Consider the following 19770-nt stretch of genomic DNA (forward strand, 5'->3'; position numbering starts at 1 on the left):
ATCACCTCTCAACGGACTCCATGATGAAGGCTTCGATAATGTCGCCCTCTTTAATATCATGATAACGCTCCAGAGATATACCACATTCATAACCTTGTGCGACTTCTTTTTGGTCATCTTTAAAACGTTTCAAGGAATCAATTTTGCCTTCGTGAACGACAATACCGCTGCGGATCAAGCGAGTTTGAGCGTTACGAGCAATTTTGCCTGATGTAACCATACAGCCAGCAATTGTTCCTGAACCCGTAATTTTGAACACGTTACGTACTTCAGCTTGACCAAGAACAACTTCTTTGAAGATTGGATCCAGCATGCCTTTCATTGCTTGCTCGATTTCTTCAATAACGTTGTAAATGATATTATGCAGACGAATATCAACTTTCTCTTGATCTGCTGTAGCTTTAGCAGCTGACTCTGGACGAACATTGAAGCCGATAATAATCGCATTGGATGCCGAAGCAAGAATAATATCAGACTCCGTAATCGCCCCTACACCGTTATGCAAGATTTTGACGCGAACGCCTTCCACTTCGATCTTCTCAAGCGAGCTCTTCAGTGCTTCAACAGATCCTTGAACGTCACCTTTGATAATGACATTCAAATCCTTGATTTCGCCATCTTTGATGTGCTTGAAGAGATCATCCAATGTCACGCGTGAATTAGCCGTCATCTCGGATTGACGCAGTGCAATCGAACGACGATCTGCGATATCTCTCGCTTTACGCTCATCTTCATACACCAAGAATGGATCTCCAGCTTGAGGAACATCCGTTAGTCCTGTGATCTCAACTGGCGTAGATGGACCTGCTTCTTTCAAGCGTTTGCCCTTATCATTCACCATTGCTCTGATACGGCCGAAATGAACACCAGCTACGAAGCTGTCTCCTACTTTAAGCGTACCATGTTGAATCAAGACACGAGCCACTGGGCCTCTTCCTTTATCCAACTCAGCTTCAATAACTGTTCCTCTTGCACGTTTGTTCGGGTTAGCTTTGTACTCTTGTACTTCCGCTACGAGCAAGATCATCTCTAAGAGATTTTCAAGTCCGATACGTTGTTTCGCGGAAATTTCACAGAAAATTGTGTCGCCGCCCCACTCCTCCGGAACCAATTCATAAGCTGTAAGTGCTTGTTTGATTTGGTCAGGATTTGCGCCTTCTTTATCAATCTTGTTCACAGCTACAATGATTGGAACACCAGCCGCTTTAGCGTGGTTAATCGCTTCTACGGTTTGTGGCATTACACCGTCATCTGCAGCTACAACGATAATCGTAATGTCCGTAACTTGTGCACCGCGGGCACGCATTGTTGTAAATGCTTCGTGACCTGGTGTATCCAAGAACGTGATTTTTCTGTGATTAACTTCAACTTGATACGCCCCGATGTGCTGCGTAATTCCGCCAGCTTCGCCTTCGGTAACGCTTGTTTTACGAATAGCATCAAGAAGTGTCGTTTTACCATGGTCAACGTGACCCATAATCGTAACAACTGGTGGACGCTCAAGCAGATCTGCCTCATCATCCACTTCTTCAATCGTCTCGAAGTTGTCTTCTTCAACTTTAATTTTAATCTCAACTTCAACGCCAAATTCAGTTGCAATCAATTGAATAGCGTCCAAATCAAGTTCTTGGTTAATCGTCGCCATTGTTCCTAGGAACAATAATTTTTTGATAACTTCAGAAGCATCCTTGTGAAGCAATTTGGCTGTTTCACCAACCGTCATGCTGCCGCGAACGATGATTTTCTTAGGTGTGTTATCAATTTTCTCTTTCTTAACGGTTTCTTGCTGATATCTACCGCGGTTATTGCCGCGTTGGTTGCCACGGTTGTTGCCGGATGGCCCACGGTTGCCGCCAGAGCGGTTATCATCAAAACGCTTAGGCGTTGGTTTGGATTTCTTAGTTGTAATCACACCAGCTTTCGCTGCTGCATCATCCAATTCAGCTGCCGTTGCGCCAACATGGAACTGTGGCTTAGCTTCTTGAATAACCGGTCTTCCGCTTTGGTTATTGTTACGGTTGTCAAAAGGTTTGTTTTGACGATTTGGTCCTGCACTACGGTTAGGGGTCGCTCCTTGCGGACGGCCACTATTGGCGCTTTGTCCTCCGCCAGTAGATGCACTTGCACCTTGATTAGGACGTGATCCTGCATAGTTGCTATTCGTGCGTGGAGCTCCGCCTTGACCTTGACCCTGGTAGGAGCCTTGACCACTCGGACGTTGGCTGTTATACCCGCCTGTTGATCCTCCACCACTTGGACGTTGCCCACCTTGTGAAGAGCCTTGGTAGCCGCCAGTACGTTGCCCGCCTTGACCTTGGCCTTGATAACCTTGCCCACTTGGACGTTGCCCACCTTGTGAAGAACCTTGGTAGCCGGTACGTTGCCCGCCTTGTGAAGAACCTTGACCACTTGGACGTTGTCCGCCTTGGCCTTGGTAACCTGTGCGTTGTCCACCTTGGCCTTGGCCGCTTGGACGTTGTCCGCCGCCTTGCGAAGAGCCTTGAGGACGTCCATCACGCTGAGGCTGAGATGGGCGACTTGTCGCATTGGATGTAGATTGCGTAGTTGTTGTTGGTTGCGTTGTTGGTTGTGGTGTCACTGCACCACTAGTTGTATTGTTGGCTGATTGTTCTGAAGAAGCAACAGGCTTAGAAGCCCCCGTTGCTGCACCTTTATTCTCTTGTGCTGGAGCCTGCGATGCAGGATTCTGATTCGTCGTTGATGAACTCACATTTCCTCCGTCCGTAGCTGCTCGTTTGGCAGCCGCATTAGCTTTTATATCACGGAAAAATTTCTCCACGGAACTAACCGCGTCATTTTCCATTACACTCATATGATTGTTAACAGGGATATTTAAACGTTTGAGGATGGTGATGATTTCTTTACTACTCATGTTGAGCTGTTTGGCGTATTCGTATACGCGGGTTTTGTCTTTATTATCTTGTTGTTTATTGGTCAATATGTTCCACCTCCGCAGGATTTTCTTGACTTTTCTGCAGCATCTGCGCGAAGCCTCCGTCCAATACACCTATGGTGACACGCATCTCTTTACCAATGCTGCGGCCCAATTCATACTTCGTTGCGATTTCCATGAGAGTTACCCCATAAAATTGGCATTTGTCCTGAAATTTCTTACGTGTATTGGCCGAAGCATCCTCCGCCATAATGACAAGTTTGGCTTCTCCCGAACGAATAGCTTTAAAGACGCCTTCATCGCCGGTAACAAGCTTTCCTGCCCGCATCGCCAGACCCAATTGGTTAAAAAATTTAGGATTCATCTTCTGATTCCTCCTCTTTGGAGGAGAGGAATTCATCTTCAACCCGAATAAAATCTTGCTCCAGTTGGTCATAAATATCAGCGCTTACGGCATGCTTAAGTGCTCGATCCAAGGCTTTGCTTTTCTTTGCCAATTTAAAACAAGAAACCTTACCGCATAAGTAGGCACCGCGCCCGGACTTTTTCCCTTTAAGATCAATGAGAATTTCATCTTCAGGCGTTTTGACGACGCGGATCAATTCCCTCTTCGGCATCATTTCCTGGCAGGCCACGCATTTTCTCAGAGGGACTTTTCTCTGCTTCATTCCGATCACCCCTTGCTTCCAAACAAAAACTTAATCGATACTGATTGAATCTTGATGCATTTCTTCTGTATAAGTTTTCACTCGGCCAAATTCTTGTTCCGCTTGTGTTTCACTCTTAATGTCGATTTTCCAGCCAGTCAACTTAGCAGCAAGTCGGGCGTTTTGCCCTTTGATACCAATGGCTAATGATAGTTGATAGTCTGGAACAATGACGCGTGCCATCTTTTCATTTTCATGAATTTGAACTTCAAGAACTTTGGAAGGGCTTAGCGCATTGGCCACGTACTCTTCCACGCTTTCCATCCAACGAACAATGTCGATTTTCTCGCCGCGCAGCTCAGTAACAATCGTTTGAACACGTAAACCTTTGGGGCCAACACAGGAACCTACTGGGTCAACCTCAGCATTGCGTGAGTGAACAGCGATCTTGGAACGGAATCCTGCCTCACGAGCCACTGAACGAATTTCGACGACACCATCAAAGATTTCAGGCACTTCGAGTTCAAACAGACGTTTAAGCAAACCAGGATGTGTACGGGACAAAATGATTTGAGGTCCCTTAGTCGTATTCTCCACTTTGGTGATATACGCTTTGATCCGATCGCCCTGTTTAAACTTATCTGTTGGCATGAGTTCAGTTAAAGGCAACACAGCCTCCACTTTACCTAAATCAACATAAATGTTGCGTTGATCTTGACGCTGAAGGATACCTGTAACGATATCTTCCTCTTTATCAATAAACGCATTGTAAATCAATCCTCGCTCAGCTTCACGAATACGCTGTGTTACGACCTGTTTTGCTGTTTGAGCAGCAATTCTACCAAAATCGCGAGGTGTAACTTCAATTTCAACAATATCTTCCAGTTGATAATTAGGATTAATTTCACGCGAAGCGTGGAGCGAAATTTCCAATCTTGGATCGAGTACTTCCTCAGTTACGGCTTTGCGTGCAAACACCTTAATGAGACCAGTATGACGATTGATATCTACGCGTACATTTTGCGCTGTGTTGAAATTACGCTTATAACTTGAAATCATCGCTGCTTCAATTGCATCGATAAGTAACTCTTTAGAGATACCCTTCTCACGTTCAATTTCCGACAGCGCTTCAATGAAATCCGTGTTCATTTGAACTGAGTCCCCCCCTTCAATAAGTAACGGTCACTAAAATACGATAGCTAAACGAGCGCTTGCTACCTTCGTGAACGGAATTGTAACTTTCTTTTTGCCAATTTCAATGATGAGATCTTGTTCGTCAAAGGATACTAATAATCCTTCAAACTCCTTGGAGTCTTCGATCTGCTCATAGGTCGTAACAAATACGTGACTGTTCACGGCCTTGTAATAATCTTGCGTCTTCTTCAATGGACGTTCAGCCCCTGGTGAAGAAACCTCCAAGAAATAAGCATCAGCAATCGGATCTTTCTCATCCAATTGAACACTAAGGTATTCACTGATACGGCCGCAATCATCTATATCAATTCCGCCTTCTTTGTCAGCGTAGACGCGAAGGAACCAGTTGCTGCCCTCTTTGACATATTCAATATCCACGAGTTCAAATCCATTTTGTTCAATGAAATCCTTCAGCATGTCCTCAATGACGGATTTGATGTGTGCTTGTGTAACCACAGATAAATGTACCTCCTAAATTGACTTTCCCCAGTTATAACCCGAAAAGTCCTATATCAAAATGTAAAGAGTGGGTTTCCCCACTCTTTAATCACAAGATGATATCCTCATTATTGCCAATAAAAATTATACCATAACCAATCTTTGCATTACAATAGCAAACTTGTTAATGATTTTCACTTGACAGCTATTTTTTCAACTGCGATAAACATTGAAATCTAGAAAAGTGACAACTGATTAGATTCCGGCATACCTCGGAAACACCCCATCGACGTTAATAGCTCGATGATCGTTTTGGAAGCTTTAGAACGATTCTGGAAATCCTCGACGGAGAGGAAATCTCCCTCGTCCTTGGCTGCTGCAATATTTTTGGCTGCGTTCTCGCCAATACCTGACATCGCGGCAAATGGAGGAATCAATGCGGTTCCATCAATCGTAAATCGCGTCGCATCCGAGCGATAGATATCAATTGGCTTGAAGCTGAAGCCACGAGACGTCATCTCCAGCGACATCTCCAGAATGGAGACCATGGCTTTTTCTTTGGGAAGCGCCTGAAAACCTTTTTCTTCAATTTCAATCAATCGTTTCAGGATTGCGTCATACCCTTGGCACAACAATTCGAGATCGAAGTCAGCCGCACGAACGCTAAAGTATGTGGCGTAGTAAGCAATTGGATGATAAACCTTGAAGAAGGCTGTACGAACAGCAGAAATGACGTAAGCAGCAGCATGCGCTTTTGGAAACATATATTCAATCCGTTCACAAGATTCAATATACCAGGCAGGCACATTACAGCGTTTCATCTCTTCTTTCCATTCATCCGTGAGACCTTTACCTTTACGCACACTCTCCGTAATTTTGAATGCTAACCCCGCATCCATACCTGCTTTATAAATTAAGAATAGCATGATATCATCCCGACAGCCAATAACGGTCTTAATATTGCATATTCCCTTTTTAATCAGCTCTTGCGCGTTACCTAACCAAACACCTGTTCCGTGAGACAAACCAGAAATCTGCAGTAAATCGGCAAACGAGGTCGGTTGGGTCTCCTGGAGCATCTGACGCACAAATTTAGTTCCCATTTCTGGAACGCCATACGTAGCTACTGGAGAGCGGATCTGATCAGGTCTTACGCCAATCGCTTCCGTTGAGTTAAAAATGCTCATCGCTTTGGTATCATTCATCGGAATCGTCGTGGGATCAATCCCCGTCAAATCCTGCAGCATCCTCATCATCGTCGGATCGTCGTGCCCGAGAATATCTAGTTTGAGCAGATTGGCATCAAATGCATGATAGTCAAAATGGGTTGTTTTCCACTCTGAATTCTTATCATCCGCGGGAAATTGAACAGGCGTGATATCATCCACTTCCATATAATCAGGAACGACAACAATACCACCTGGATGCTGTCCTGTACTCCGCTTAACACCAGTACAACCAGCAGCTAACCGGTTCAACTCTGCGCCCCGCCATTTCTGACCTTGCTCTTCTTCATATTTTTTCACGAAACCAAAAGCCGTCTTCTCTGCAACTGTACCAATGGTACCCGCACGAAAAACACATTTCTCTCCGAAAATTTCTTTCGTGTAATTATGAGCAATCGGTTGATATTCACCAGAGAAGTTCAAATCGATATCGGGAACCTTATCCCCTTTAAAGCCTAGGAATGTTTCGAAGGGAATATCATGTCCGTCTCCTTTAAGGTTTCCGCCACAATCCGGGCATACCTTGTTCGGGAGATCGAATCCGCTCGGAACACTACCGTCCAGGAACCACTCGCTATGCTGACACGAGACACAAATATAATGCGGAGGAAGCGGATTAACCTCGGAAATACCAAGCATCATGGCAACTACGGAAGATCCTACAGATCCCCTTGAACCTACAAGGTAGCCATCTTTATTAGACTTTTTAACCAGCCGCTCTGAGATCAAATAGTTCGCAGAGAAACCGAATTTGATGATTGGAACAAGCTCTTTTTCCAACCTGGCAACGATAACCTCTGGGAGCTCATCGCCGTAGATGCTTTTCGCTGTAGAGTAACAGGTACTACGAATTTCGTCGTCTGCGCCTTCAATAATTGGCGTGAACAGCTTATCAGGGAAGAGCTCAATCGCTTCGAACCGATCAGCCAGTTCATTCGTGCTGCGCACAACAACCTCCATGGCCTTCTCTTCACCCAGAAATTTAAATTCTTCCAGCATTTCTTTCGTAGTACGGAAGTGAGCATCTGGCTTCTTCATCGATTTAAGCGGACTAAAACCTGTAATACCGTTAATGGTGATGTCCCGGCACACTTTCTCTCGAGGATGCAGGTAATGAACATTTCCTGTTGCAATAACTGGTTTGCCTGTTTTATAACCGATTTCACAAACGCGGCGTACAGCATTCTCGAGATCCTCAACACTGCCAACAAGTCCTTTTTCAACCAAGTGCATATTGTAGCTTACCGGCTGGATTTCTAAAATATCATAGAACTCTGAAACTTGTTCGGCTTCTTCGATCGTTTTGTTAAGAACAGCCTCAAAGAACTCCCCTTTTTCACAACCGGACGTAATAAGAAGTCCTTCTCTAAACTCGACTAACACGCTCTTCGGAATCGTAGCTCCTCTTTGCAAGTAGGTCGTATGGGATAAAGAAATAAGTTTAAATAAGTTCTTTTTGCCAACTGCGTTAAGAGCATAGACACAGCAATGGAATGGGCGTTGATTCGACAAATCCTTACCCACGTAATCATTTAATTTGGCGAGACTCGTTATTTGTCGATCATTAGCCTCATTAATTAAATGATAGAGCACGAATCCTAAAGCAATGGAGTCATCAATCGCACGGTGATGGTTATCCAAGCCAACTTTAAATTTATCGGATAACGTGTTCAATCGGTGATTCTTCATTGACGGGAACAAGAATCTGGCCAGTTCCAATGTATCTAAGACAGAGTTCGTAACATCAGGCAATCCCATTCGATTCAAATTAGCCTGTAGGAACCCCATATCAAAGCGCGCGTTATGTGCTACAAGGACAGAATCCCCAATAAATTCTACAAACTTAGGAAGCTCCACCTCAATATCAGGCGCTCCAACCACCATATCATCTGTAATATTCGTTAATTGTTGAATGTTATAAGGGATTTTCTCATGTGGATTAATGAACGTTGCAAAACGATCGATTTCCTTGCCATCTTGCATTTTAACGCCAGCAAGCTCAATGATTCGGTTATTCGTGACAGATAGACCTGTTGTCTCAACGTCGAAAATAACATATGTCGCCTGCTTCAAGTCAATATCTCTGCCATTCATGACGATGGGAACAGAGTCGTTCACTACATTAGCTTCAACGCCGTAAATCACTTTAATCCCATGTTTTTTGGCAGCTTTACCCGCATCAGGAAAACATTGAATATTGCTGTGGTCCGTGACTGCAATGGCTTTATGTCCCCATTTTGCAGCCATTTTCACATACTGATCAATTGGAGTTAAAGCGTCCATCGTGCTCATCGTAGTATGTAAATGGAACTCTACACGTTTCTCAGCAGCATCATCCATTCGATCCTTGGGTGCCATGACTTCCGTCAAATCATTTGGAATCATAACGAGCTCAGGGATTTGCATGAATCGGTCATACTCAACCTTGCCTCTAGCTCTGATCCAAGTTCCATTCTGAAGCAAGCTCATAATCTTCACATCGTCTTTGGATTTCGCAAAAACCTTCATCGCCATGGAGTCCGTAAAATCCGTTAAATTGAAAGTAAACAACGTGTTACCGTTTCTTAATTCCTTAACATCTAAGCCGAAAACAGTCCCTTGAACCGTAATTTTCTTCTCTTCTTCTTTAATATCCTTCAGCGGAGTCGGTACTTCCTTAATGTCGTACCCCATGACAAGTTTCAAATCATCCGGTAAGGAAGATTCTTCTTCTTCCATGTCAATCGACATCATGATTTCTTGTGTAATCGTCTTTTCACTTTGCTCGCGCTGTTTGGCAAACTTATTGTATTCTGTTTCTACATCGGCTGAATCGCTGATCGCATATTTAACCGTTAATTCCGTTTGGAAATAGTTATGGAAAAAGTCACGAATGAAGGCATCAATATTCTTCTTCTTGGCAAGCTCTAATCCGATCGCGTCCAGCATAATGAGGGATAGTGATTGCCCTTGTACTTCATATTTGGCTTTCGCCATCCAGCCGTTAATGGAGGGCACTTCGCGCTGCAGCCATTCCATAAATAAGCTCCAGTATTCATCTACCAAAGCAGCCGGCTCCGCCCCTTCAAACTTCCAAATAAAACGAATCTTCGCAATTTGCGCGAATTTTTCTTGAATCATTTTACAAAAAGAGCGGTAAATGTTCTGAGGCACTAACTCATTTTTCACCAAGTAAAAAGTCCAGTCGCGATTCTTCCGACTTATTTCTACTTGATCGATATAGCCTTCCGTAAAAAATGATCGCACGACATCGGCTGGAATCTCCGCTTGCTGCATCAAAAGCTCAAAGCGATTCCGTTTATCAGCCAAATTACTCATGAACAGCCTCCCCATAAAAATACGAAGGGCAATGGATGACTTGCCTCCATTTGCCCTTATTGTAGTAATTAGTAACTGCGGCCAAATACGACCGTATGTTTAGCAGCATCGCCGCAAACTAGACATGTTGACTTCGTTTCAGTAGGTGTGAAAGGAATATTACGACTTGTCGCACCAGTTTCTTGTTTCACTGTTTCCTCGCATGCGTTAGAGCCGCACCATCCCGCTAAAGCAAAACCACGTTTTGTTTCCAGGAAAGTCTTGAATTCATCAATAGAATCCACAGCGATGTAATGCTCATCACGGAACTGCTTGGCTTTATCATACATCTGCTGATGGATCTCAGCAAGTAAATTTTGCACTTCTTCGACAAAATTCGCTTGTTGTACGATTTTCTTTTCTCCACTTACTCGAGATACAAGCACAACTTGTCCATTCTCCATATCGCGTGGTCCCAATTCAACGCGAATCGGTACGCCGCGCATTTCATATTCATTGAATTTCCAGCCTGGGCTTTGATCAGCACGATCGTCCACTTTCACGCGGACACCTGCTTTTTTAAGATCAGCGTATAGCTCGTCTACTCGCGCGATAACTTGATCCCGCGTTTTTGGAGGACCAATTGGAATCATGATAACTTGTGTTGGAGCGACTTTTGGCGGCAGAACCAGACCTCTGTCATCTCCATGAACCATGATCAGCGCTCCGATGAGACGAGTACTTACGCCCCATGAAGTCGTATGTGCAAATTGATGTTGATTCTCGCGATCCAAGAATTTGATATCAAAAGCTACTGCAAAGTTTGTACCCAGATAGTGGGAAGTACCCGCTTGCACGGCTTTTCCATCTTTCATCATCGCTTCAATGGAGAACGTATCAATTGCGCCAGCGAATTTCTCGGAAGGCGTCTTTTGACCAACGATAACAGGGATAGCCAAGAAATCTTCCGCAAATTGACGATATACGTCTAACATTTGCATCGTTTCGCGGCGAGCATCCTGCTCATCCTCATGCGCCGTATGGCCTTCTTGCCATAGGAATTCCGTTGTACGCAGGAAAGGCAGTGTACGCTTCTCCCAACGAACCACATTCGCCCATTGGTTAATCAGCAAAGGCAAATCACGATACGAGTTGATCCACTCGGAGTACATATGCCCGATCATGGTCTCGGAAGTAGGGCGGATCGCCAAACGTTCTTCTAGCTTCTCCCCGCCTGCTTCAGTCACCCACGGTAATTCAGGATTGAAGCCCTCAACATGCTCTTTTTCCTTTTGGAAAAAGCTTTCTGGGATAAATAGAGGGAAATAAGCGTTCCTGTGACCCGTTTCTTTGAATTTGCTGTCCAACTCGCGTTGAATGTTTTCCCAAATTTCGTAGCCGTCCGGCTTAAACACGATACAGCCTCGAACAGGAGAATAGCTCATCAGATCCGCTTTTTTGATCACATCTATGTACCAACGGGAGAAATCTTCCCCCTGTGGTGTAATCTCTTTAACAAACTGCTTATCGTTTGACATAAACCCTCCTAGATCATTAGAACTATCCCTTAATTAAACGTAAAATATCATTATACGTTACGGCCACCATAAGCAGCATGAGCAGCGCAAACCCGACAAAGTGAACCATGCTCTCCCGGTTGGGATCAATGGGCTTCCCGCGTAGTGCCTCTAGCCCCATAAATAACAGTCTGCTTCCATCAAGAGCAGGAATCGGCAACAAGTTAAATATCCCAAGATATAAACTTAATGTAGCCATCCACGAGAGAAAAACAGTTATTCCCATTTGGGCAAATTGGGCAGACACTTGAGCTGTTCGAACAGGACCACCTAAATCATCGAGTTTAAATTGCAGCATCACTAGCTTCTGCAGTCCAGTTACAATTCCGATTGTTGTCCCAACAACTTGCTCATAAGTTCCACTTATTACTTCACCAAATGAAGCACTTCTTCGGTCACCTGAGATCACAACACCTAATTTGCCTGAACCGGCTTCCATTTCTGGTGTTACCTGAAGAGTCTGCGGATTCCCAGCGCGGTCGATTACCCAAGTCATTGGCTTCCCGGCAGATGATTGAATCGTCGTTACCAGTTTCTCGCGGTCATCGCCAATCGGCTGATTATCAATCGAGATGATAATATCGCCTTTTTGCAAACCTGCCTTCTCTCCCGCCTTACCGGCAAGCACGGAATCCAGCTTTACATTCGTAAAGACACCAGACATGATTGCAACGATTAGGAACAACACGATCGCCAAAAGAAAGTTCATCACAGGTCCCATTACAATTGCAATCGCCCGTTTTCCAACCGTTTTTGATCCGAATTGCCGATCGTATGGCGCGATCTGTGTTTCGACTCCTTTGGTAACCATCATCGCTTCACGGTCAATGGGATAAGTTACTCTTTCTCCATCCACATCGAGCGAAACTTGTAGCGTTCTTTCTAGATCTATTTGTTCCACAACACCCAAAATAACATTGGAGCGACGGTCTAATTGATCGAGAAAAAGGGAAGACACTTCATTTTGTTTATTTAATTTAATGGCAATGGTTTGTCCAGGGTTCACTTGAACAATTTCCGGATCTTCTCCAGCCATCCGAACAAAACCGCCGATCGGTAGTAAGCGAAGCGTATAGCGAGTTTCCCCTTTTTTATATGAGAAAATCTTGGGTCCAAAACCGATGGCAAACTCTCTAACTAAGATGCCTGCGCGTTTTGCAAAGTAAAAATGCCCCCATTCATGAATCGAAACAAGAACGAAAAACATCAATATAACCTTCAATCCAACTTCTATGGCTGACAAGTCGTATTTCCTCCTTCATGGACAGCATGTTCTTAGATTACCATTATTGAACCGCTGAATACAAGCTATGCCCGTTTAGCACAGTATACGAGCAGGGAGAATGAATTAGACGTACCTGTCACCAGAGAAAAAAAGAGCCGAGCCACACGCACTGACTTAAGCTCTTAACGCATTAAAATTGAATAGACTCCGCGAATGATCTAGCCCATTGATCCTGCTCATGAATGAGATCCAGCTCAGGATTAGAATAAGACTCATGCTTCTGTAACGCTGCTTCAATGACTTGCTCAATTTGTAGAAAAGTGATTTCCCCTTTGAGGAAACGAGCAACAGCCATTTCATTAGCTGCATTGAAAACCGTCGGTGTCGTTCCACCTTGTCTACCACTCTCATATGCCATCCGTAAACAAGGGTACCTTGTATAATCCATCTCACGGAAATGCAGTTTACCAATCGCTGCCAGATCAAGCCTCTTAGTCGGTGTCGTGTATCTGTCAGGATACGTTAATGCATACTGAATCGGAACACGCATGTCGGGGTTGCCAAGTTGAGCAATGATGCTGTTGTCCACAAATTCAACATAGGAGTGAATGACACTTTCCGGATGAATCAGAACATCAATTTGATCATAAGACAGGTCGAATAACCAGTGTGCCTCAATGACTTCTAAACCTTTGTTCACCATCGTGGCTGAATCGATTGTAATCTTAGCGCCCATCGACCAATTCGGATGCTGTAAGGCTTGTTCAACGGTAACACCCTCTAGTTCAGCGCGAGTACGCTCGCGAAAGGAACCGCCAGATGCTGTTATTGTAATTTTGGAAACTTGCGATCTGTTTTCACCGTTTAGACATTGATAAATCGCTGAATGCTCACTATCAATAGGCAGCACAGCGATACCTTTTTTACGTACAGCTTCTGTTACAATGTGCCCTGCACTCACTAGCGTTTCCTTGTTCGCAAGTCCGATGTGTTTACCAGCATCTATTGCAGCAAGTGTCGGCCTTAAACCTTGGCTTCCAACCAAAGCAGTGACGACTAAATCAGCGTCTGTCGCTGCGGCAACTTCTATAAGTCCTTCTTCACCGTAGACAACCTTCGTGCCCGCCGATACGTTCATCAGAACTTCGTCTGCTAATTCCTTCGTTGCAACGGAAACAAGTTTCGGTTTGAACTGGTTAGCTTGCTCAATCAATAACTTCGTATTATAGCCACCAGATAAAGCTTCAACTTGAAATTTCTCTGGGGCATGTTGAACGATATCTAAGGTTTGTGTACCGATAGACCCCGTTGATCCTAAAATGGCAATCCGTTTCATGACTAAGCACCTCGCCCATGACAATTACATAGGTATTATTCCAATCAAATAAACAAATGGAAACACAATTAACCAACTATCCATCCGATCCAGCACACCGCCATGACCGGGCAATAAGGTTCCCGTATCTTTGATTCCTTTAACACGCTTATACGCAGACTGAATCAAATCGCCTACTTGTCCAACAACAGCAATGATAAAACCAAGTGCCAACGCTTTGCCAAACCCCAGTAATTCCGGGGCAAACCAAGCAAATATGAACGCTGCGATCATAGAAATAACAACGCCGCCAATTGCGCCTTCGATTGATTTCTTAGGACTAATTTGAGGCCACAGAAGATTCTTGCCCAGCTTGGAGCCAACGAAATATGCACCAGAATCCGAAGCCCAAATACAGACGAAGACTAGGATTGTCCAAAACAAGCCGTGCTCTGCTAAACGTGCCGCGATCATATAATAGAAGCCAAAAGCAATATAGACAACGCCTAACAAAATGACCGATACTTGGTCAATTGTGATTTTATTTTTCGAAGCTACCGTTATAAATAAAAGTAAAAACATAGCAAACCAAATGATCGCACTTGTGGAAATTGGAGAGCTTATCCCAACGAATTCCCAAGGAATTGTAATATACAACAGTGCTATTAATCCAACAGCACTTGTTAACTTATACTTCATGTAGCCATTCATTTGCAAATATTCCCGGTAGCCAAGAATCGAAAGCAGTACGATTAAACCTGCATACCAGTAGCCGCCTAATACTAACAGCGTAATAAAAACAAGCCCAGCAATAACCCCTGTAACGATCCTTTGTTTCAAGTTGAATCCTCCTAGATGAACAACTTCAAATCCGGCAGCAATTCGTTAAAACCGCCACCGTTAAGGAGAAATCGAAAGGATCACTTACAGTCCTCCGTATCTTCTCCCACGGCGTTGGTATTCCGCGATGGCCTGCAAAAATAAAGATTCTGTGAATTCCGGCCAATAAGCATCAGTAAACCAAAGCTCTGAATAAGCCAATTGCCACAACAGAAAATTGCTAAGTCTCAACTCACCGCTCGTGCGAATTAACAAATCGGGATCTGGTAGATCTGAAGTAAGCATATACGATGAAAAACGAGTTTCGTCGAGCTCTTCGGTCTGCAGCTTGCCGCTTTGAACATCACGAATCATATCCTGCACACCAGCAATCATTTCTTTACGTCCACCATAGTTTAAGGCAAAGTTCAAAATGAGTCCTGTATTATTTTTTGTCCGTTCGATAGCTCCCTCTATAGCGTTTAATGTATAGTCAGGCAAGCCCTCTCTCCAACCCGTCATCCGGATACGAACATTATTCTCGATTAGCTCTTCAATTTCCAAAGGAAAAAACTCTTGTGGAAGCTTCATCAAAAACTCCACTTCTTCCTTGGGTCTCTTCCAATTTTCCGTGGAAAAAGCATACATCGTCAATACTTTAACACCGATCTCATTAGCTGCCATCGTAATTTTCTTTACATTCTTCATGCCGGAATGGTGCCCGGCTACGCGTGGCAAACCTCTTTGCTTCGCCCAGCGGCCATTTCCGTCCATAATGATAGCGACATGCGCTGGCACTTTGTCCAATTCAATTTCTGGTATAGCAGCAGATGCTTGCTGATCTTTCATTCCGAACCATTGCTTAAATCGCTTGAGCACAGTTGTTCCTCCCAACTAGGGAAAGATGAAAAACCCCCAGCGACTACCCGGGGGCATATCTATCTTATACTTCCATGATTTCTTTTTCTTTAGCAGCCAAAACTTTTTCAACTTCAGCTACGAATTTATCCGTAAACTTCTGGATATCTTCTTGATGCTTACGGGATTCATCTTCCGAGATCCCTGCTTTTTCAAGCTTCTTGATCTCGTCATTCGCATCGCGGCGAATATTACGAATAGCCACTTTGGCTTCTTCGCCGAATTTTTTGGTCATTTTAACAAGATCCGTACGACGCTCTTCCGTCAATGCCGGGATCACAATTCGAATTACGATACCATCATTAGATGGTGTTAAGCCCAAATCGGACTTCATGATTGCTTTCTCAATAGAAGACATGGAGCTTTTGTCCCACGGTTGAATAAGCAAAGTACGTGAATCAGGAGTAGTTAAATTCGCTAGTTGATTCACAGGTGTCATTGCTCCGTAATATTCCACTTGAATACGATCCAATAAAGAAGGCGTAGCACGACCAGCACGTAGCGAAGTTAGGTCTCTTTTAAGTGCGCCGATGGCTTTATCCATCCGGTCTTCTGCGTTCTTTTTCACTGCTTGTGGCATCGATTAGACACTCCCTTTAACTGTAGTCCCAATTTTCTCGCCAAGGACCACTCGTTTAATATTCCCTTTTTCTGTAATGTTGAACACCACTAACGGGATGTTGTTATCCATACATAGGGAAGATGCGGTTGAGTCCATGACACCTAAATTATTACTGATAACTTCCATATAGGTCAACGTTTCGAATTTCTTAGCTGTTGGATCTTTGAATGGATCTGCGGAGTAAACGCCATCCACTTTATTTTTGGCCATGAGAATGACTTCCGCTTCAATTTCAGCTGCTCTTAATGCCGCTGTCGTATCTGTAGAGAAGTATGGATTCCCTGTACCCGCCGCGAAAATGACAACTCTCGACTTTTCTAGGTGACGAATCGCTTTTCTGCGAATGTAGGGCTCTGCCACTTGTTGCATCGTAATGGATGACTGTACTCTTGTAGGCACTTCTATATTTTCCAAAGCATCCTGTAGAGCCAAGGAATTCATCACGGTCGCAAGCATCCCCATATAGTCCGCAGTCGCACGGTCCATACCTTTTTCGCTGCCGGCGATACCTCGCCAGATGTTGCCGCCACCTACAACGATAGCGACTTCCACGTTTAATTCAACAACGTCTTTCACTTGCTGGGCGATGGAGGTAATGACTTCTGAATCAATGCCGTACCCTTGCTGTCCTGCCAGAGCTTCGCCGCTCAATTTGAGCACTATTCTTTTATAAAAAGGTTGACCCAACTTGTATAACCTCCGTTTCCATGCATGAACAAACTTATTGGCTAAAAAAGAAGGAACACCAAGTGTTCCATCTTTTTGAAATAGCTATTATAGTTTAACTTGGGACATAACTTCTTCTGCGAAGTTTTCTTGTTTCTTCTCAAGGCCTTCACCAAGACCGAAACGTACGAAACGACGAATGGAGATGTTCTCGCCGATTGCAGCGATTTTCTCGTTCAACAATTGGTCGATCGTTTTGTCTGGATCTTTAACGAATTGTTGCTCCATCAAGCAGAACTCTTCGTAGTATTTACCGATACGTCCTTCAACCATTTTGTCAATGATTTTCTCTGGTTTGCCTTCGTTAAGAGCTTGGTTACGAAGAATTTCTTTTTCTTTTTCCAAAGCTTCTGTTGGCACTTCTTCACGACGAACATAAGTTGGGTTAGCCGCTGCGATATGCATAGCGATATCTTTACAGAAAGTTCTGAATTGTTCTGTTTTACCTACGAAGTCAGTTTCACAGTTGATCTCAACAAGAACACCAACTTTACCTCCAGCGTGGATGTAAGATTCTACTGCGCCTTCAGTTGCGATACGACCTGCTTTGTTAGCTGCCGCGGAAAGACCTTTCTCGCGAAGCAATTCGCCAGCTTTTGTGATATCACCATTTGCTTCTTCAAGCGCTTTTTTGCAATCCAACATTCCTGCGCCTGTTTTTTCACGTAATTCTTTCACTTGTGCTGCTGTAACTGCCATTGAAAGAAACCTCCCGTTTATGGTTTAATATGTAACGCCTTTGCTTTAAAAAAAGGGTGGTGACAGGCTGTTACACCTTCCAACCACCCTTTTCTCATTCCTATAAATTAAGCTGTTGTTTGTTCGCCTTGGTGTGCTTCGATAACTGCGTCAGCAATTTTCGCTGTAAGCAATTTAACTGCACGAATCGCATCATCGTTACCTGGGATCACGTAGTCGATCTCGTCCGGATCACAGTTTGTATCAACGATACCAACGATTGGGATACCCAATTTACGAGCTTCTGCAACAGCAATACGCTCTTTACGTGGATCGATAATGAATAGTGCGCTAGGCAAGGATTTCATGTTTTTGATTCCGCCCAAGAATTTCTCAAGACGATCTTTCTCTTTACGGAGAATGATAACTTCTTTCTTAGGTAGAACTTCGAATGTACCGTCCTCTTCCCATCTTTCAAGAGTTTTCAAACGGTCAATACGTTTTTGAATTGTTTGGAAGTTAGTAAGCGTACCACCCAACCAACGTTGGTTGATGAAGTACATTCCGCAACGTTCTGCTTCTTCAGCAACGGAATCTTGAGCTTGTTTTTTAGTTCCTACGAAAAGGATTGTACCATTATCTTCAGATACGGATTTAACAAAGTTGTAAGCTTCCTCAACTTTTTTAACCGTTTTTTGTAGATCGATAATGTAAATTCCGTTTCTTTCTGTGAAAATGTACTTGTCCATTTTCGGGTTCCAACGACGTGTTTGGTGACCGAAATGTACGCCAGCTTCTAAAAGCTGTTTCATGGAGATAACTGCCATCCCCAATCCCTCCTCTAAAATGGTTTATTTGGTATCCGCCGCCTGTCGCATCTTTGCATATAACTTACCAATGTAAGCACCAATATACAAATTGACTGGCGTGAGTTTTTAACACCGTGAATAAATATACCACAACTGAAATCCCTATGCAACCTTTTGTCGATAACGTATTTTCGTGTTGAAATAAGGATCTTTTAATAAAAAAAGACCTCAAAATATAGATCAATTTGAGTGTCTACTACTGCTTTGTTATGAGATTCAATACAACCTTCTGCATATCCATCGGCCCTTCAAAAACGTGGGAGCCAACTTGCAACTTGGTGTTCCCACCTTGCTTTTCAAGTTCAGTGGCAAATGCTTTGCGATCGCTAATAAGACCGGATTTCACAAGAAGCTCGCTAACAGCCGTTGCATCAAGATTAGGCTGCACATAGATAACCGTTCTAACTACCGTTTCTACTTTCGACTGCTCTTGAGGCTGCTCTTGAGGTTTAGCCGCGGCTAACTTGTCCGCTTCTTCCTTCACCTTTTTTTGAACAGATGCATCCATTTCTGCTTGCGTATACATTTTTGTGCCTAAATCAAATACTTGATAATACTTAGCAGCTTCCTCTTTCAACTTCTGAGGATCCATTTCATCAAGAGCTAATCCAGAGTTGCCCGGTGCGCTCGCCCGAACTGACATCATTTGCAGCAGCAAGGCCCCAACAATGATCCCTGTTCCAATACCTAAAATATACGAACGATTCCTAAGCACGGGTCTGCTCCTCCTGTCGGGAAAGCTGTAGGATCAAACTAACCTCACCTTTATTCATCCCTAATTTCTTAGCAATAGCTTCGACGCCTTTACCCTGATCATGCAAAGTAAATAGCTCAGCATATCGGCTTTTCATACTCAAACCTGCATAAACTGGCTCTTCTTCCAAAACAGGTGGCTCTAGGACCACAGTAGAATTCATGATCTGAGTCTCTCCCTCGGCTGCCTGCTGTTCCTCAAACGAAGTTAAAGTTCCTTGATCTTTGACATGCACTTTAGTCAACTCTTGTGACAGCTCATGCTTCTGCTTCTCCAAAGTTTCCAACCTGCCTGCCAGTTTCGCAAGCTCAACCTCATAATCTTGTTTGGTCTTCGAAAATAGATCAAGCAGCGATTGATTCTGCTCATCCATCTCCGCGGCAAAGTGTTCTATCGTTTCCTCGATCTCCTGAACGACAGTCATCTTATCGGAAGATGCCACTTGTTCCTTTGGCAGAAAACGTGCATAAACAATCACTACCAGCCCTAAAAGCACGACATACATCCACGGCTGCATAGCCACTTATGTTCACCTTTTCCTATTCAATGAA

17 protein-coding genes are annotated in these 19770 nt (G+C 43.9%); all 17 read right to left on the reverse strand.

Annotated elements, in window-relative coordinates:
• Nucleotide 1: 1 nt before the first annotated feature.
• The 17 genes from infB to GQF01_RS05420 all read right to left on the reverse strand — a co-directional run bounded on the left by infB (nucleotide 2) and on the right by GQF01_RS05420 (nucleotide 19742).
• On the reverse strand, nucleotides 2-2959 hold the full coding sequence (gene infB / locus GQF01_RS05340; protein ID WP_161405818.1) for a translation initiation factor IF-2: 2958 nt from the start codon (nucleotides 2957-2959) through the stop codon (nucleotides 2-4).
• Nucleotides 2949-3278 (reverse strand): L7Ae/L30e/S12e/Gadd45 family ribosomal protein, encoded by a 330-nt coding sequence (locus tag GQF01_RS05345; RefSeq protein WP_145656398.1) that lies wholly within the window; start codon nucleotides 3276-3278, stop codon nucleotides 2949-2951. The genes infB and GQF01_RS05345 overlap by 11 nt, the downstream gene beginning before the upstream one ends.
• Nucleotides 3268-3582, reverse strand: coding sequence for an RNase P modulator RnpM (gene rnpM / locus GQF01_RS05350; RefSeq protein WP_145656400.1), 315 nt, complete (start codon nucleotides 3580-3582; stop codon nucleotides 3268-3270). The genes GQF01_RS05345 and rnpM overlap by 11 nt, the downstream gene beginning before the upstream one ends.
• Nucleotides 3583-3612: 30 nt before the next feature.
• Entirely contained in the window at nucleotides 3613-4710 is a 1098-nt protein-coding gene (gene nusA, locus GQF01_RS05355) for a transcription termination factor NusA (RefSeq protein WP_145656402.1), read from the reverse strand.
• A gap of 36 nt (nucleotides 4711-4746) precedes the next feature.
• Nucleotides 4747-5211, reverse strand: coding sequence for a ribosome maturation factor RimP (rimP, locus tag GQF01_RS05360; RefSeq protein WP_328803399.1), 465 nt, complete (start codon nucleotides 5209-5211; stop codon nucleotides 4747-4749).
• Between the two features lie 218 nt (nucleotides 5212-5429).
• Entirely contained in the window at nucleotides 5430-9737 is a 4308-nt protein-coding gene (locus GQF01_RS05365) for a PolC-type DNA polymerase III (protein ID WP_161405819.1), read from the reverse strand.
• A 68-nt stretch (nucleotides 9738-9805) separates the two neighbouring features.
• Nucleotides 9806-11254 (reverse strand): proline--tRNA ligase, encoded by a 1449-nt coding sequence (gene proS / locus GQF01_RS05370; RefSeq protein ID WP_161405820.1) that lies wholly within the window; start codon nucleotides 11252-11254, stop codon nucleotides 9806-9808.
• Between the two features lie 22 nt (nucleotides 11255-11276).
• Nucleotides 11277-12536, reverse strand: coding sequence for an RIP metalloprotease RseP (rseP, locus tag GQF01_RS05375; RefSeq protein ID WP_161405821.1), 1260 nt, complete (start codon nucleotides 12534-12536; stop codon nucleotides 11277-11279).
• A gap of 172 nt (nucleotides 12537-12708) precedes the next feature.
• Nucleotides 12709-13854 (reverse strand): 1-deoxy-D-xylulose-5-phosphate reductoisomerase, encoded by a 1146-nt coding sequence (locus tag GQF01_RS05380; RefSeq protein WP_161405822.1) that lies wholly within the window; start codon nucleotides 13852-13854, stop codon nucleotides 12709-12711.
• 24 nt (nucleotides 13855-13878) lie between these two features.
• Nucleotides 13879-14673, reverse strand: coding sequence for a phosphatidate cytidylyltransferase (locus GQF01_RS05385; protein WP_161405823.1), 795 nt, complete (start codon nucleotides 14671-14673; stop codon nucleotides 13879-13881).
• A gap of 84 nt (nucleotides 14674-14757) precedes the next feature.
• A complete protein-coding gene (locus GQF01_RS05390) occupies nucleotides 14758-15501 on the reverse strand; it encodes an isoprenyl transferase (protein ID WP_161406443.1) in 744 nt (247 codons plus the stop codon).
• Nucleotides 15502-15595: 94 nt separating this feature from the next.
• Entirely contained in the window at nucleotides 15596-16150 is a 555-nt protein-coding gene (frr, locus tag GQF01_RS05395) for a ribosome recycling factor (RefSeq protein WP_157321196.1), read from the reverse strand.
• 3 nt (nucleotides 16151-16153) lie between these two features.
• Nucleotides 16154-16879 (reverse strand): UMP kinase, encoded by a 726-nt coding sequence (gene pyrH, locus GQF01_RS05400; RefSeq protein WP_145656416.1) that lies wholly within the window; start codon nucleotides 16877-16879, stop codon nucleotides 16154-16156.
• Nucleotides 16880-16966: 87 nt separating this feature from the next.
• Nucleotides 16967-17617: a translation elongation factor Ts gene (tsf, locus tag GQF01_RS05405; protein ID WP_161405824.1), complete on the reverse strand. Its 651-nt coding sequence runs from the start codon at nucleotides 17615-17617 to the stop codon at nucleotides 16967-16969.
• Nucleotides 17618-17724: 107 nt separating this feature from the next.
• Nucleotides 17725-18423 (reverse strand): 30S ribosomal protein S2, encoded by a 699-nt coding sequence (gene rpsB, locus GQF01_RS05410; RefSeq protein ID WP_145656420.1) that lies wholly within the window; start codon nucleotides 18421-18423, stop codon nucleotides 17725-17727.
• Nucleotides 18424-18661: 238 nt separating this feature from the next.
• Nucleotides 18662-19180 carry an endolytic transglycosylase MltG gene (locus GQF01_RS05415; protein WP_161405825.1) on the reverse strand — a complete coding sequence of 173 codons (519 nt, stop codon included), beginning with the start codon at nucleotides 19178-19180 and terminating at the stop codon, nucleotides 18662-18664.
• Nucleotides 19173-19742 (reverse strand): hypothetical protein, encoded by a 570-nt coding sequence (locus GQF01_RS05420; protein ID WP_161405826.1) that lies wholly within the window; start codon nucleotides 19740-19742, stop codon nucleotides 19173-19175. The genes GQF01_RS05415 and GQF01_RS05420 overlap by 8 nt, the downstream gene beginning before the upstream one ends.
• Nucleotides 19743-19770 lie beyond the last annotated feature (28 nt).

This window comes from Paenibacillus silvestris (assembly GCF_009882985.1).
GTDB lineage: Bacteria > Bacillota > Bacilli > Paenibacillales > NBRC-103111 > Paenibacillus_E > Paenibacillus_E silvestris.

Coding starts and splice junctions, on each gene's coding strand:
- GQF01_RS05345 (WP_145656398.1), bottom strand. CDS start 3,278: ATGAATCCTAAATTTTTTAACCAATTGGGTCTGGCGATGCGGGCAGGA.
- rnpM (WP_145656400.1), bottom strand. CDS start 3,582: ATGAAGCAGAGAAAAGTCCCTCTGAGAAAATGCGTGGCCTGCCAGGAA.
- nusA (WP_145656402.1), bottom strand. CDS start 4,710: ATGAACACGGATTTCATTGAAGCGCTGTCGGAAATTGAACGTGAGAAG.
- GQF01_RS05365 (WP_161405819.1), bottom strand. CDS start 9,737: ATGAGTAATTTGGCTGATAAACGGAATCGCTTTGAGCTTTTGATGCAG.
- proS (WP_161405820.1), bottom strand. CDS start 11,254: ATGTCAAACGATAAGCAGTTTGTTAAAGAGATTACACCACAGGGGGAA.
- GQF01_RS05380 (WP_161405822.1), bottom strand. CDS start 13,854: ATGAAACGGATTGCCATTTTAGGATCAACGGGGTCTATCGGTACACAA.
- GQF01_RS05390 (WP_161406443.1), bottom strand. CDS start 15,501: ATGAAAGATCAGCAAGCATCTGCTGCTATACCAGAAATTGAATTGGAC.
- frr (WP_157321196.1), bottom strand. CDS start 16,150: ATGCCACAAGCAGTGAAAAAGAACGCAGAAGACCGGATGGATAAAGCC.
- tsf (WP_161405824.1), bottom strand. CDS start 17,617: ATGGCAGTTACAGCAGCACAAGTGAAAGAATTACGTGAAAAAACAGGC.
- rpsB (WP_145656420.1), bottom strand. CDS start 18,423: ATGGCAGTTATCTCCATGAAACAGCTTTTAGAAGCTGGCGTACATTTC.